This is a genomic window from Henriciella mobilis (genome assembly GCF_003576315.1).
In the GTDB taxonomy this organism is placed as follows: domain Bacteria; phylum Pseudomonadota; class Alphaproteobacteria; order Caulobacterales; family Hyphomonadaceae; genus Henriciella; species Henriciella mobilis.
This window is the reverse complement of sequence record NZ_QWFZ01000020.1, coordinates 13,583-28,373: the sequence shown is the minus strand read 5'-3', so window position 1 is coordinate 28,373 and position 14,791 is coordinate 13,583. Positions and strand designations below refer to the sequence as shown.

Here is a 14,791-nt window from a genome sequence, read left to right as displayed (position 1 = left end):
TCCGGCAAACGGGCTGGCGGACAAACGGTCTTCTGTCCTGAAAGTCCAGAAGACCGCTTCATCACGGCAAGATCAAGGCGTTATTCTGCCGCCGAAAAGACTTCGATTTCCATCGGCTTCAGCCCGGTCTGGAAAGCGAGGGGCTTGTCCGTCTTGGGCAGGGCCAGCATCGCATCGATTGCAGCCTTGGCCCGCACGCGAACATCTTCCTCGATCACCACCTCATGCTTCATCTCCGTGAGGCAGTCGAGAATGTTCTCGAGCGTGATGCGCTTCATGTGCGGGCAGAGATTGCACGGGCGCACAAAGTTCACGCCGGGGTTCTCGGCAGCGACATTGTCGCTCATCGAGCATTCGGTCAGCAGGACGACCTTGTTCGGGCTTTCTTCCTTCACGTAATTGGCGAGCGCCGAGGTCGAGCCGGCAAAGTCAGCCGCTTCGAGCACGTCTGGCGGGCATTCCGGGTGGGCGAGGATGACGACGCCCGGATGCGCTTCGCGCAGCTGGTGCACGTCGTCGGCATTGAACAGCTCGTGCACCTCGCAGGCGCCCGGCCAGGTGATGATACGGATGTCGGTCTGGGCGGCAACGTTCTTGGCAAGGTACTGGTCCGGCACGAGGATAACCGTGTCGGTGTTCCATTCCTTCGCGATCGCCTCGACGACCTGTGCGGCATTCGAGCTGGTGCAGGTGATGTGGCACTCGGCCTTCACGTCGGCGGTCGTGTTCACATAGGTGACGACCGGATAGTCCGGATAGCGCTGCTTGATCAGGCGTACATCGGCGCCCGTGATCGAGGCGGCCAGCGAGCAGCCGGCTTCGAGGCTCGGGATCAGTACGGTCTTTTCCGGCGCAAGGATCTTGGACGTCTCGGCCATGAAGTGCACGCCGGCCTGGACGATAATGTCGGCATCGACCTCAGCGGCCTCGCGGGCAAGCTGCAGGCTGTCGCCGCGAAAGTCGCCAACCAGCCGGAAGATGTCCGGCGTCATGTAATTGTGGGCCAGGATGACCGCATTCTTCGCCTTCTTCAGGCGGTTGATCTCGGCCACGAGCGGCGCGATTGACGGCCACTCCATCGGGGTCACGAAATCGGAGACCAGCGGGTAGAGGTCATCGGTTTCAGCCTTCACGGCATCATCATAGGCCAGCCCGCGGGCCTCGGCGGCGCTCTTGGCGCGCAACGGGGTCGGCGTCGGGCAACCCGGTCCGGAATCAATCAGTCTGGCCATAGTGTACCTCCACACTTTTGCTCAATATGAGCATTACTTGGGTGTGCAAAACTCCGAATTCAAGTCTTTCCCGGCTGGAAAAGGAGAATCCGACGCGACACCTCACCCTTATAGGCCGGGTGAGCAAAAGCCATGTATACCTGCGCACAGGGTTTGGCAAGGCCGGTGTCGGAATTGTGACAAACCGCGTCATCGGCAGGGCCTTGCGCGGCTCTGTTCCGGGCGCGTCAAAAAAGATTCCAAATAGAGTCAGAGCCTTGTTTCAAAATTAAGATTTCGTTTACCAAAAATGACTCGCCATGAGAACAAAGGGGGAATATGAAGGCGTCAAGGAACGGAAGGAGAACATCATGACGAAGGTCAGTTTTCGCGGTCGCTCTGGCCGCACGCGCGTCTTCACGCAGATGGACGTAGACAGCGACTGGGCACGCCGGTCGGGTGTTGCCCTGTTCGCCGCCCCGGACACCTATGGCTGGCGGATCATCCGCATGGTCGAGATGACGGGGCGCCTGCACGATGTCCAGCCGGTCTGGGCGCAGCTCGATGCTACCCGCTACGGAGCGAGCGCGATCTTCGTGCACGATGAAAAGGATTTCGAGACGCGCCGTGCTGTTTTGGCCGATCTCGAAGCGGGTCTGAGTCCGGTTTTGCCAGTTTTTCCCGGCGCTCAGCCCGCACCCATCCAGATGGCGGCCTAGCGCTTAAGCAGCTCGCCATACCAGGCTTCCACGTCCGCTTCGACCATGTCGAGCGGGCGTGGGCCACCATCGAGGACCACCGCATTGAAAGCGGCCGGGTCGAACCGTCCGCCCAGCACCGCTTCGGCCCGCTCACGCATGTCGAGCAGCCGCTGGCGGCCATAGAAGTAGGACGCAGCCTGGCCCGGCCAGACGGCATAGCGGGCGACTTCCTGCTCCATCGCCGCCCGCGGCAGGCCGGTGGTGCTGACAAGGTAGTCGACCGCCTGGTCCTTGCTCCACTTGCGCGAATGGATACCGGTATCGACGACAAGACGTGCGGCCCGGAACAGGATCGACTGGAGATAGCCGATCCGGCCGAGCGGGTCAGTCGCGTACATGCCATGCGTGTCGGCCAGGTCCTCGGCATAGACGGCCCAGCCTTCGCCGAATGCGCTGTCCCAGATCATCTGCCGTAGGAGTGGAATGCGCCCGGCTGTCGCGACGAGTGCGCTTTCGACATGGTGGCCCGGCACGCCTTCATGCACGATCAGCGTCGGCAGGGAGAAGTCCGGCCAGGCATCCATGTCCTCCAGATTGACCTGCACAAGACCTGGGCTCGAGCCATTGGCGGTGGCCGGCACATAGCTCGCGCCGGAGAAGGCCGCCTCGCGGAAGGCGGGCATGCGCGTGATGACCAATGGCGCATCCGGCGGAAGTTTCACCATGTCTGGCAGCAGGACCCGGGCATCGGAAAGGCTGGCCTCGAGCCTTGCGAGCACGGCGGCGCGGCCTTCCGGTGTGGCGGGGTGGACCTGGCCCGGCGACGCGGCCAGCAGCTGCAGCCGCTCGGCTACGCTTCCGTCTTCGAGGCCGATGGCGGCGAGGGCGATATCCAGTTCAGCGGTGACCGCCTCGACGGCCGACAGCCCCTCCCGGTACAGGAAGTCGGGATCCGGATCCGGTTCGGTATAATAGGCGAGGACGTCGCGGTAATAGGCTTCACCGCCCGGCAGCCGCCAGACACCCGGCGACTGGGACGCTTCGGCCTTGAGGGCGGCGACATCGCCAGCGAACGCCTCATAGGCCGGGATCACGTCCTGGATCAGGATTCGGGCCGCTGCGGCCCGGTAGTCATTGGCGGACCGCTCGTCACGCTGGGGCAGGGTGGCCACGACATTGCCGAAGGTCTGCAGCAGCGGGTGGGCGTCCACGGGCTGGGAGGCAAACTGGCGCAGGCGCGATTCCAGCAGGTCGAGCACGAAGCCGGGCGGGACGACGCCATTGGCCGCGTCCGACAGCAGCCGCCGGCGCTCATCATCCAGCGCGCCGGGCAGGGCAGCCAGCCGGTCGAGATAGGCTTCGGCGTCGGCATGCGTGGCGAGCGGCTGACTGGACAAAAGCAGGTCGGGCACATCCACCCAGGCGCCCGTCAGCTGATCGACAGCATAGGGGCGCGCCATACCCGGCTCGTAGCGCCCATAGCCATAGGATTCGAGCGCGGTGAGTTCCTCATATTCGTCCCTGACGATTTCCAGGTGGCGGGCAAGCGTGCTGTCGCCGGGAATGGCGGGCAGGGCGCCGAGCCGCGAGAGGAGTTCGAGCCGCAAAAGCCGTGTGCGCTCGAAGCGCGCCTGCGAGCGGTCGTCGAGCCGGTCCTGGAAACTGAACCCCAGCCGCGCCTCTTCCATGCCGAGGCGGGTCGCGGTTTCCGGCGAGAGGGCGAATTCGGTATTGGCCGTGTCGCGGAAGGCGCGGTTGATCTCCTGGACCGTGCGGCGGGCGATGCCATCCTCGTTTACGGCCGGTGCGCACGCCGTCAGGAGGGCGACCGAAAAAAGACCAGTTGTTACAAGTGATTGCGCGATCGACTTCATGAATTCTCTCATGCGGGCGTGTCTTCTTTCATGACACCTTCTTCACAGTCGCAGTTTATGGGCTGTTGGCCGGTTGTCGCTCCATGGCTTATCCGGTAAACCCCGCCGGTCAACTACAGGAGTTCCCCGTGGAAAATACGCAGCCTGCGCAAGGGTCGGCGCTCACCGGACAAGTTCTTTTCTATTCCAATCCTCAGCCGCTTTCCTCCGAACAGCACGGTGGACTCGGCCTGAAGCAGATCGAAAAGCCATTCGCATTTCTTGGCAAGGCACATGCGGTGCCTCTGACGGTCAACGAGTTCGGTCTCGCCTCGACCTCTTACCCGATCATCTTTGTCGGCAACGAAAAGACGCCGATCGGCGCCATGGGTATCCGCCAGGACGAAAACCTTTTCGTCACCGCCGACGGCAATGTCGACAGCGACTTCTACATCCCGGCATTCGCGCGCCGCTATCCGTTCGTTTTCGCGAACGACCAGTCGCAGGAGCGCCTGCTGCTCTGCGTCGACCGTGACGCGCCGATGGTGTCCAACCAACCGGACGTGCCCTTCTTCGAGAACGGCCAGCCGACCGAGTACACCAACAACGCCATGCAGTTCTGCCAGGAATTCGAGCGCCAGCGCCGCGCCACGACGGAATTCGTAAAGCGCCTCGACCAGCTCGGCCTGTTCACGCAGAAGTCGGCGAACTTCCAGCCGCGCGATGCGCAGGGCAATCCGTCCGGCGAACAGCAGCGCGTAGCCGAGTACTGGGCCATCGACGAGGAAAAGCTGAACGCCCTGCCGGACGACCAGCTCGGACAGCTGCACCGCGAAGGCATTCTCGGCGCCTGCTATGCCCACGTCATCTCGCTTCTCAACTGGTCGCGCGTCGTCAACCGCGCCATGCGCCAGCAGTCGCCGCAGACCCCGCCGCAGCCGCAGGGTGGCTCGGAAGGCCCGAACCTGCAGATCTAGGCATACGGCCCATTCGGAAAATCACAGACGGCCGGGCTCCAAGCCTGGCCGTTTTTCTTTGCCGGCAAGGGGGGGCTGCCATATCTGGCGCTCACGTTTTGGCGAGGTGGTTCACAACGCTACGAAAACCGCCATATGGCTAGGACATTGTTTCCGGGCGAAATCGAAGAACACATTGATGACAGCACTTCTGAGAACTTTTGTGCTCGCGCTTGCCGCACTGGCCGGGGGCCTTGCGGGCCAGGCCCAGCCGGTTGATGGCGGGCATGCGCGGGTCGAACTGGTCAGCGAGCGCGAGGTCGCAACGCCCGGCGAAACCGTCTGGCTGGGCTTCAGCTTCGAGATGGACGAGAACTGGCACATCTACTGGAAGAATGCCGGGGACGCCGGCATCCCGCCGCAGATGTACTGGGACGACGAGACCACCATCGCCACCGACCGGATCGGTGAGATCGAGTGGCCCGTCCCGCACGAGATAGAAGTCGTCGTAGACGAGATCATGGACTATGGCTATGACGACCGCATCGTCCTCGCCTTTCCCGTGACCATCCCTGAGGACCAGGACGATGCGATCCGCTTCGGTGGCACGCTCGACTACCTGATCTGCGAGGATATCTGCATCCCGGAATCGGTCGAGCTTGAGCTGTTCATGGACGTCGGTGATCGACAGGTGCCGGACATGCGCGGCGCCGAGCTGGTCGCATCCGGCCTCGCCAAGGTCCCCCCGCAATTCGAGGGCACAGCACGGCTGACGCCCGATGGCGACAAGTGGATCCTGTCGCTCAGCGGTGGACAGCTGGCCGGCCAGGTCGGGGAAACACGGTTCTTTCCCGACACCCATGATATCCGCCATGCCTCGCCCCAGCCATCCGAGTTCGGCGAAGAGGGCCTGCGCCTGACGCTGACGCCGCTGGCCGAAGAGATGCCAGACGCGCTGACGGGCGTGGTCGCGATCTCTGTCGGCGACGGCGAACGCGTCGCCGCGCGGGTTTCGGCCGAACCGGGCGAGGCGCTGGAAGGCACGACCGGCATTGCCGGACCGGCCTCACGATCAGGCGAAGGCGCTGGCGGTGGCGCGGGCCTTTTCCTGCTGCTCTCGGCCGCGCTCCTTGGCGGGCTGATCCTCAACCTCATGCCCTGCGTGCTGCCGGTCCTGTCGATCAAGGCGATCGGCATGGTGCAGGCTGCCTCGAAGGGTGAGAAGGCGCACCTGCGCGAGCACGGCATCTGGTACACGATCGGTGTGGTCCTGTCCTTTGCAGCAACGGGCATTGTCTTCCTGTCCCTGCGCGCCGCCGGACAGTTCGTCAGCCTCGGTTTCCAGCTGCAATATCCTGCCGTTGTCGCCGCGCTGGCGCTGATCATGGTGCTGATCGGCCTGTGGCTGCTCGGTGTGTTCAACCTGGGAACCTCGATGCAGAATGTCGGCTCTGGCCTGGCGGCGAAGCAGGGGAATGCGGGGGCGTTCTTCACGGGCGTGCTCGCCGCTGTTGTCGGTGCGCCCTGTGTCGGCCCATTCGTTGTCGGCGCGCTCGGTGCTGTCCTGGACAAGTCCGCGGTCACGGTGATGGCCGTCTTCCTGACGCTTGGCTTCGGTCTTGCCCTGCCATTCCTGGTGCTGAGCTTCGTGCCGGGCCTCCACCGCTCGCTGCCGAAGCCCGGCGCGTGGATGGAGCGGCTCAAGCAGGCTTTTGCCTTCCCGATGTTCCTGACGGCGGCCTGGCTGATCACTGTGCTCGGCAACCATCCCGCAGCAGGCGCAACGGCCTTCGGCGCGGTCATCCTCGCCTTCGGTGTGTGGCTGATGAGTGTCTCGGGCGGGAAGCTGCGCGTGCCGGTGCTGGCCGCGGGTGCGGCGCTCACCGTTTTCGCCATTGGCTGGCCGGTGGTGACCGGGCTGCAGGAAGGGCCGAAAGAGGGCAGTGTGACAACCTATGCCAGCGTGACGACCGAGCCATGGTCGCCCGAGCGGGTCGATGAGCTGCTGGCCGAGGGCAAGGGCGTCTTCGTCGATTTCACGGCAAGCTGGTGTGCGACCTGTCAGGTCAACAAGCGCACCACGCTGACCAAGCCGGATGTGCTGGACGCGATGGCTCAAGCAAATGTGAGCTTCCTTGTCGCCGATTTCACTCGCCCGGACGAGGCGATTTCGGCAGAACTGAAAAAACATGGAAGTCCGGGCGTTCCGATGTATCTTCTCTACGCGCCGGGCGAGCGCGAGCCGGAAGTTCTGCCGACCCTGCTCAGCCCTGCCATGATGAAGCGGAAGCTCGGTGCCTTTGAAACCGCATCCGCGGATGTCAACGAAACGCCATAGAGCCAACCTTTCAGGAGCTTATGACCATGCCAACCTTCACGCGTAGAAATCTTGGCCTGGCTTCCGGAATGGCCGCTGCGGTCGCGCTGAGCGCTGCGGCGCTGATCGCCTTTTCCGCTGACGCCTCACCGGCCATCGAGCCGGGCACGACGGCGCCGGGCTTTACCGGCACGACCAGCAAGGGCGAGACGGTGTCCCTGTCGGATTTCGAGGGCAAGACCGTCATCCTGGAATGGACCAATGATGGCTGCCCCTTCGTGAAGAAGCACTATGCCGAACCGCCGGAGAACATGCAGACCCTGCAGACCGAGGATGCCGCGCCGGACGACATTGTCTGGCTGCAGATCATCTCGTCTGCCCCTGGCAAGCAGGGCCATGTGTCGGGCGCTGAGGCCGATGCCATAAATGAGGGCCGCGGGGCCGCGCCCGATCACGTCATCCTGGACCCGTCGGGCGATATCGGCCGGCTCTATGACGCCAAGACCACGCCGCACATGTTCGTCATCAAGGCCGACCAGCAGGTCGCGTATGCCGGCGCGATCGACTCGATCCGCTCGGCCCGCGTGGAAGACATCGCAACGGCAGACAATTATGTCCGCGCGGCGCTCGATTCCGTTGCAGCCGGCGAGCCAGTCGAAGTGGCCACCTCGACGCCCTATGGCTGCTCTGTGAAATACTAGGTTTTCCCGCCTGGAACCATTAAAGCCGCTGGCGCCCGCCGGCGGCTTTTTTGTTGCTACTTTACCCGTTCGACGCGGAACAGCACGCCGCGGTCGAACTTCATCATATAGCTGCCAAGGGCGGCGGACTTGATGGTGGCTTCATTGACGCCGCGCTTGGCGGAATAGAACACGTCCTTGCTGTCGGTCTGGCGCCAGACCTGGCCGTTCTCCAGCGTCACGACGAACTGGCCGCGCACCTGGTCGACCTTGGCCACAGGCACGGTGAGGCTTTCAGTCTCGCCTGCATCGCCAAAGGCAGAGGCCGCCAGTCCCGGCAGGCTGGGGATGGAGAAGCCGAAGGATTCCTTCCTCACCTTCTCCACATCCTCACGCGTGACGGCGACCACCTCGCCGGCATCCTCTGCCTGCTTCAGCGCACCAACGGCCTCGTCATAGCAGTCAAGGCGCGCATCATCGGCCTCGACGGCGGCGCAGGCATAGACGCTGTCTGTCGAGGCGGGGCGATCCTGCGCGGCGGCGGGCAAGACCGTGCTCGCCAGAAGGAGGGTGAGGGGTATTTTATGTCGCATTCGCATTCATCTACTGCTCAAGTGTGCCGCGCTATCTTCCCAAGCGCGCACTTGCATGAAACACTATGACGGTCAGGAAATCACGGGAACACATGATGAAATTCAGGAAGATGGCGTTTATGGGGGCTGCTGCTGCGGCCATGGTGGTGTCGCTCGCAGCCTGTGGCGGCGGCGGTGGCGGCGAGGATGAAGCTACGGTCCTGCGCCGCGGCATCTCGGCCAAGGTCGACACGCTCGACCCGCACCGCTCTTCGGCGAAGTGGGAGAATATCGTCATCTCCGACATGATCACCGGCCTTATGACCATCACGCCGGACCGCACCGTTATCCCCGGCGTCGCTGAAAGCTGGGAGACCAGCGAGGACGGCCTTACCTGGACGTTCAAGCTGAAGGAGACGGTCTGGTCGGATGGCGAACCGCTCACCGCCGAGGACTTCGTCTACGCCTTCCGCCGCATCCAGGACCCTGTGATCGCGTCGCAATACTCCTCGCTGCTCTACATCGTGAAGAACGCCGCCGAGGTGAATGCCGGCGAATTGCCGCCTGAAGAGCTCGGCGTGCGCGCCATCGACGACTACACCTTCGAGATCACGCTGGAAGAGCCGGCGCCTTACCTGCTGGGCCTGCTGACGCACTACACGACCTATCCGGTGCCCAAGCACGCGGTGGAGCAGTATGGCGAAGCCTGGATCCAGCCGGAAAACATCGTCGTCAACGGGCCCTACAAGCTCGCTTACTGGCGTACGGGCGACCAACTCGTCTCCGAGAAGAACCCGCTCTGGGAAGGCGCTGAGGATCTCTGCTTTGACCGTGTGGCCTATTTCGAGCTTGAAGACGCCGCTGCTGTCGAGCGCAAGATCGAAGCTGGCGACCTCGATATCAACAACGCCTTCGATGGCGGGCGGACCGAAGAGCTGGAAAAGAAATTCCCCGGCTGGGTGCGCACGACGCCGGGCCTGATCACGACCTACTGGTCGTTCAACTCCAGCCAGCCGCCCTTCGACGATGTGCGCGTGCGCAAGGCGCTGGCCCTGGCGCTCGACCGCGAGTTCATCGTCAACAAGGTGCTCACGCCCGGCTATGTGCCGGCCTACAGCTTCGTGCCGCCGAAGATGAGCAATTATGACGTCGAGCGCCCGGAAGTGAGCTTCAAGGATATGAGCCGCGAGGACCGTCTCGCCGAAGCGCGCAGCCTGCTCGAGGATGCTGGCTACGGGCCTGACAATCCGCTCACCTTCGAATTCATCCACCGCTCGACGGACGACAATCCGAAAGTGGCACCGGTCGCGCAGGCGAACTGGAACGAGATTGCTCCGTGGGTGAACGCCCAGATCCTGCGCCAGGATACCAAGGTGCTCTATGCCCGCCTGCGCCAGAGCGACTTCGAAGTGGCGGACGGCGCCTGGGTCGCCGATTTCGACGATCCGATCAACTTCCTATACCTGCTCGATTCCACGACCGGCCAGCAGAACTACGGCCGCTACGACAATCCGGAATACGACGCGCTGCTCGAGGAAGCCAGCCGGACCCGCGACCTCAAGGAACGCGCGGAAATCTTCGCGGAAGCCGAAAAGCTGATGCTCGAAGACTATCCGATCACGCCGATGTGGGTGCAGGTTACCAAGAACCTGGTCGACCCGAGCCTGACGGGCTGGGCGGAGAATGCGCAGGATGACCACCTGTCGCAATATCTTTGCCGCGGCGCGAACGAGGAAGTGAGCACGACAGCAGAAGACAGCGACGCCGGCTAAGGCGCTCGCTGGCTCATCGAGGGGAGAGGGCGATGAGTACAGAACTGGAGGCGGCAGGCGCCGCATCGCTGGGGGCGGTCAGGACGGGTGGCAAGGCAGACCTGTCCGGTCAGCCCTGTCGCAATTGCGGCGAGATGGTCGAGGAGCGGTATTGCTCGCGCTGCGGCCAGCTCGCGGCCAGTTATCACCGCCCCTTCTTCTCGCTCGTGACCGAGAGCATTTCCGACAGTTTCGCCCTCGACGGGCGGATCGCGCGGACCTTGCCCTTGCTGCTCTTCCGGCCCGGCGTGCTGACGCGCCGCTACACCGAGGGCAAGCGCGCCCGGTACATGCCGCCCTTCAGGCTGTTCCTCCTGTCCAGCCTGATCTTCTACTTCGTTGTCTTTGCCTTTGTCGGAAGTGCCAACTGGCTGAACTTCTCCGATGTGAATGTCGACGGCCAGCAGCTCAGCGCCGAAGAGATGCAGGAGTTGCGGGAAGCCTTCGTCGGGCCCGATGGGGAATTCGACGAAGCGCGCATGCGCGAATTCCTTGAGAGGGTCGGCGCGGAAGACGAGATCGTTGATGCTGACCCCGCCGTTGAGGATACCGCGCCCGGCCCCGATACCCCGTCGCCGGATGAGGCGGCAACGCCGCCCGAAATGCCTGACACGGTCGGTGAAAATCCCGAAATCGAGGAACGCGTCCAGCGGATCATCGACAATCCGCGCCTGTTCGTCTCGGCGATCGAGACCTGGCTGCCGCGGCTCAGCCTGCTGCTGGTCCCGTTCACCATGCTGGCCATGTCCCTGATGTATTTCTGGCGGCGGAAGGTGTTCGTCTACGACCACGCCATTCACGCCCTGAACCTGCACTCCTGGATGTATCTTGCCGCGACCTTCGCCATCCTGATCGGCTGGCTCGCCAATCCCGGGCTGGCCGGTATCCTGTTCACGATCGCCGTGCCGGTCTATGTGACGCTCAGCCTGCGTGGGGCCTATCAGACAGGATTCATCACGAGTTTCCTGCGGATGCTTGTCCTCAGCATCTTCTGGCTGTTTGCCGTGTCCATTCTCAGCGTCGGCGTGGTCATCGCGAGCGCGCTGTCTGTTTAATTCAAAAAAGCATGAGGAAGATAATTCCCCGATTTCCTGGAAATCGGGGATACTTTCTCCTGCGCCCTCTTCGTAAAGATTAACCCACGTTAAGGTAGAGTTTTTGCGAATTCTACATTTGTGGCGCAAAAGCGGTGCTGCCGCATAGAGTGATGGAATCCCTCCAGAAATTCTGCTCCAACTGGCCCTCAATGAGGATGCTAAAGCCCCCAAATCTCCAATAGATATTACGGAAGTCACGTCCAATTGTGCGACTATCGTGCAACACCACTATTCCGATTGTTCGCCTGGCAACAATCTTCATTGACCGCCAGATGGCCCTTTCCATAGCTTCGTGAACACTCGCTAAGATTGCGGGCGCCGAAAGGGGGGATCGGACAATCTTACATTTGGAGCAAAAAATTGCAGACAGGAAAATTCAGAAATAGACTGCTTTCGACGGCAATTATTGCCGGCGCAGCAGGCTTTCTTCTTCCCGCCACGGCCGTGGCGCAGGACGATGTCGAGCGGGTTGATGACGGTGCGGGCCAAGCCGAAGAAGCCGTCTCCCGCCAGGAAACGATTGTCGTTACCGGCTCGCTCATTCCCCAGACGGGGAACCTCGTTGAAACCAGCCCGGTGACGGAAATCGGCGCCGAGGATTTCGACATTCGCGGCGCCCTTCGCGCCGAGGACATCATCAACACGTTGCCGCAGGCATTTGGCGCTCAGGGGTCGAACCTGGCCAATGGCGCGACCGGCACCGCATCGGTGAACCTGCGCGGGCTTGGCTCTGAGCGGACGCTGGTCCTGATGAATGGCCGCCGCCTGCCATATGGCTCGCTGAACACGCCGGCCGCCGATATCAATTTCATTCCCTCGCAGCTGGTCAAGCGCGTCGACATTCTCACCGGCGGCGCGTCGGCCACATACGGGTCTGACGCCGTATCGGGCGTTGTGAACTTCGTCCTCAACGACGAATTCGAGGGCGTGCGGATTGATTCCAATTACTCGTTCTACCAGCACAATAATGATGGCGAGCTGCAGGGCCTGCTGAAGGAATTCGCGGCCATCAACCCGTCGCAATACCGGGTTCCGTCGGGCAGCACGATTGACGGTGAAGCCGTTGACATCACCGCCATGATGGGCGGCGAGTTCGACAATGGCCGTGGCCACCTCATGGCCTTTGCGGGCTATCAGAACACCAATGAAGTCCTGCAGGGTGACCGCGACTACGCACAATGCGCGCTCGGCACCCGCAATGAAGGCTCCGAGTTCACCTGTTCCGGTTCGTCGACCAACCAGTTCACGAACCTGCTGGACACCGATGGCTCCTACGCCATTCCGGGCGCGGTGGCGGCCAACACGCTGGGCGAGGAATATACCGCCCCGGCGATCTGGGGCCGTGTCGATCCGGACGGTTCGGGCCAGTTCATCCCGCGGAACTTCACGAGCGACACGTTCAACTTCAACCCGTTCAACCACTATCAGCGTCCGAACGAGCGTTACAATTTCGGCGCGTTCGGCCGGTATGACATCACCGAGAACATCGAGGCCTATACCGAGCTGATGTTCATGGATAACCGCACCAATTCGCAGATCGCCCCGTCCGGTGTGTTCGGCCTTGGTGTGAACGGCTCCAGCGGCGGTGTGAACTGCAACAATCCGTTTCTGTCGGCCCAGCAGGTCCAGTATCTGTGCGGCGAGATCGCGGATGACACCATCAATCGCCGCCGCAATGCCGATGGCGAGCTGATCGACATGAGCGGCAATGTCCTCGCCGAGGATGACGACACCTTCTATCCGGACCAGGACAACCTGCCGGACCAGATGGCGCTCGGGCCGGACGGCATCGCGCCGATCCTCAACCTGCGCCGCAATGTCGAAGGCGGTCCGCGTAACAATGACATCCGTCACACCACGTGGCGCGGCGTCATGGGCATCCGGGGTGACCTGGAAGGCACGAGCATCGGCTACGACGTCTCCGCGAGCTTCGCCAACGTCCACCGGTCCGAGGTCTACAATAACGACCTCTCCATCTCGCGCATCCAGAAGGCCCTGTTCGCGGTCGAGAATGATGCCGGCGACATCGTCTGCTCGGTCAATGCCGACGACGATCCGACGAACGATGACGCTGCATGCGTGCCGTACGACATCTTCTCCGGCAACGCTCCGGATCCGGCGGCTGTGAACTACATCGTCAGCCCGCTGAACCGCGATGGCGAGACGACGCAGACGATCATCAATGCCCGTCTGTTCGGCTCCATGGGTGACTGGGGTATCCAGAGCCCGATGGCCATGGACGCGCCTGGCTTCGCGCTTGGTGCCGAGTATCGCCGCGATACGCTGGACTCCAATCCGGACGTGGCCTTCCAGTCCGGCGACGGTGCCGGCCAGGGCGGCCCGACCAATCCGATCAGCGGCGCCCAGAACGTCGTCGACGTGTTCGGCGAGCTCAACGTGCCGCTCATCCAGGACCGTCCGGGCATCGAGACGCTCGGTTTCGACCTGGCCTACCGCAAGTCGTTCTATGACGAGGTGGACAGCGATTCCTACAAGGTTGGCCTCGACTATGCGCCGACTTCGGACATCCGGTTCCGCGCCTCCTATCAGCGGGCCGTTCGCGCCGCGAACGTCTTCGAGCTGTTCGACCCGCAGGGCATCGGCCTGTTCGACCTGACGGCCAATGATGCCGGCATCTACGATCCCTGTGCTGGCACCAGCCCGGAATACACCCAGGCGCAATGTGCCAATACGGGTGTGACGGCTGACCAGTATGGCAGCATTGCCGACAACCCGGCTGGCCAGTTCAACACGCTGACGGGCGGTAATCCGGATCTCGAGCCGGAATCCTCGGACACCTACACGTTCGGCTTCGTCGCCACGCCGACGATGATCGACGGGCTGACCGTTTCGGTCGACTATTTCGACATCACGGTCGAGGACTACATCAACACGGTGCCGCAGGAGCTCGCGCTCGATACGTGTGCCCTGTCGGGTGATGCCTTCTTCTGCTCGCTGGTCAATCGCGGCAATGGCGGCACGCTCTGGGCGAACCCCACCGGCTTCATCACGGCCACGAACATCAACACCGGTCAGATCTCGACCAGCGGTGTCGATGTCCTCGCCAACTATGTCTACGATGCCGGCGGTATCGGCGTCTTCGACTTCGACTTTGTCGGGACATGGCTCGAAAGCCTGGAAGTGCAGCCGCTTCCGGATGCGAGCGTCGGCGGTGTGTTCGACTGTGCCGGCTTCTATGGCGGCCGCTGCCAGTCCAACTTCGGTTCGGGTGCCAACCCGGAATGGCGTCACAAGGCGAGCGTGACCTGGGGTCAGCAAGTCTGGTCGCTGACCGGCACGTGGCGCTACTATGACGAGGTGACGCTGGACGGCACCAATGGTGGCGGCATCAACGGCACGCTGGATGCGCAGAACTATTTCGATCTCGCAGGTCGTTATCAGGCGCTTGAAAACGTCTCGCTGCGCGCTGGTGTGAACAACGTCACCGACGAAGATCCGCCGCTGTCCTCCGTCGTCGGTACGGCGCCGGGCAACGGCAACACCTATCCGCAAGTCTATGATGCGATGGGCCGTTACATCTTCCTCGGCGCGACGGTGGACTTCTAGTCCGCTACCCGCCTTGAAAAGCAAAT

General features: G+C 62.6%; 10 protein-coding genes. 7 read left to right on the top strand and 3 right to left on the bottom strand.

All coding sequences use genetic code 11. The features are described from left to right. Positions 1 to 80 precede the first annotated feature (80 nt). Entirely contained in the window at positions 81 to 1,232 is a 1,152-nt protein-coding gene (gene nadA / locus D1227_RS11070; RefSeq protein ID WP_119404720.1) for a quinolinate synthase NadA, read from the bottom strand. A 350-nt stretch (positions 1,233 to 1,582) separates the two neighbouring features. On the opposite strand from nadA, the gene D1227_RS11065 reads away from it, so the two are divergent. Further along, positions 1,583 to 1,930 (top strand): hypothetical protein, encoded by a 348-nt coding sequence (locus tag D1227_RS11065; protein WP_147372661.1) that lies wholly within the window; start codon positions 1,583 to 1,585, stop codon positions 1,928 to 1,930. Here the strand turns inward: D1227_RS11065 and D1227_RS11060 are convergent. Beyond that, on the bottom strand, positions 1,927 to 3,798 hold the full coding sequence (locus D1227_RS11060; RefSeq protein WP_119404718.1) for a DUF885 domain-containing protein: 1,872 nt from the start codon (positions 3,796 to 3,798) through the stop codon (positions 1,927 to 1,929). The genes D1227_RS11065 and D1227_RS11060 overlap by 4 nt on opposite strands. A 116-nt stretch (positions 3,799 to 3,914) precedes the next feature. Between D1227_RS11060 and D1227_RS11055 the strand changes: the two genes are divergently transcribed. The 3 genes from D1227_RS11055 (at position 3,915) to D1227_RS11045 (ending at position 7,739) form a co-directional block, all read left to right on the top strand. After that, positions 3,915 to 4,742: a SapC family protein gene (locus D1227_RS11055; protein WP_233350176.1), complete on the top strand. Its 828-nt coding sequence runs from the start codon at positions 3,915 to 3,917 to the stop codon at positions 4,740 to 4,742. 178 nt (positions 4,743 to 4,920) lie between these two features. Then, on the top strand, positions 4,921 to 7,059 hold the full coding sequence (locus D1227_RS11050) for a protein-disulfide reductase DsbD family protein (RefSeq protein ID WP_158586628.1): 2,139 nt from the start codon (positions 4,921 to 4,923) through the stop codon (positions 7,057 to 7,059). A gap of 26 nt (positions 7,060 to 7,085) precedes the next feature. Next, positions 7,086 to 7,739 carry a redoxin family protein gene (locus tag D1227_RS11045; protein ID WP_119375267.1) on the top strand — a complete coding sequence of 218 codons (654 nt, stop codon included), beginning with the start codon at positions 7,086 to 7,088 and terminating at the stop codon, positions 7,737 to 7,739. 56 nt (positions 7,740 to 7,795) lie between these two features. Here D1227_RS11045 and D1227_RS11040 read toward each other — a convergent pair whose 3' ends face one another. Continuing rightward, a complete protein-coding gene (locus D1227_RS11040) occupies positions 7,796 to 8,311 on the bottom strand; it encodes a hypothetical protein (protein WP_147373298.1) in 516 nt (171 codons plus the stop codon). 95 nt (positions 8,312 to 8,406) lie between these two features. On the opposite strand from D1227_RS11040, the gene D1227_RS11035 reads away from it, so the two are divergent. The 3 genes from D1227_RS11035 (at position 8,407) to D1227_RS11020 (ending at position 14,765) form a co-directional block, all read left to right on the top strand. Then, entirely contained in the window at positions 8,407 to 10,062 is a 1,656-nt protein-coding gene (locus tag D1227_RS11035) for a peptide ABC transporter substrate-binding protein (RefSeq protein WP_233350177.1), read from the top strand. A gap of 32 nt (positions 10,063 to 10,094) precedes the next feature. Then, complete coding sequence (locus tag D1227_RS11030) at positions 10,095 to 11,156, top strand: DUF3667 domain-containing protein (RefSeq protein WP_119404714.1); 1,062 nt, start codon at positions 10,095 to 10,097, stop codon at positions 11,154 to 11,156. A gap of 402 nt (positions 11,157 to 11,558) precedes the next feature. Next, on the top strand, positions 11,559 to 14,765 hold the full coding sequence (locus D1227_RS11020) for a TonB-dependent receptor domain-containing protein (protein ID WP_158586627.1): 3,207 nt from the start codon (positions 11,559 to 11,561) through the stop codon (positions 14,763 to 14,765). Positions 14,766 to 14,791: the final 26 nt, after the last annotated feature.

Excerpts from the sequence above, each read along its gene's own strand:
- nadA (WP_119404720.1), bottom strand. The coding sequence starts at position 1,232 with ATGGCCAGACTGATTGATTCCGGACCGGGTTGCCCGACGCCGACCCCG.
- D1227_RS11065 (WP_147372661.1), top strand. The coding sequence starts at position 1,583 with ATGACGAAGGTCAGTTTTCGCGGTCGCTCTGGCCGCACGCGCGTCTTC.
- D1227_RS11060 (WP_119404718.1), bottom strand. The coding sequence starts at position 3,798 with ATGAGAGAATTCATGAAGTCGATCGCGCAATCACTTGTAACAACTGGT.
- D1227_RS11050 (WP_158586628.1), top strand. The coding sequence starts at position 4,921 with ATGACAGCACTTCTGAGAACTTTTGTGCTCGCGCTTGCCGCACTGGCC.
- D1227_RS11045 (WP_119375267.1), top strand. The coding sequence starts at position 7,086 with ATGCCAACCTTCACGCGTAGAAATCTTGGCCTGGCTTCCGGAATGGCC.
- D1227_RS11040 (WP_147373298.1), bottom strand. The coding sequence starts at position 8,311 with ATGCGACATAAAATACCCCTCACCCTCCTTCTGGCGAGCACGGTCTTG.
- D1227_RS11035 (WP_233350177.1), top strand. The coding sequence starts at position 8,407 with ATGAAATTCAGGAAGATGGCGTTTATGGGGGCTGCTGCTGCGGCCATG.
- D1227_RS11030 (WP_119404714.1), top strand. The coding sequence starts at position 10,095 with ATGAGTACAGAACTGGAGGCGGCAGGCGCCGCATCGCTGGGGGCGGTC.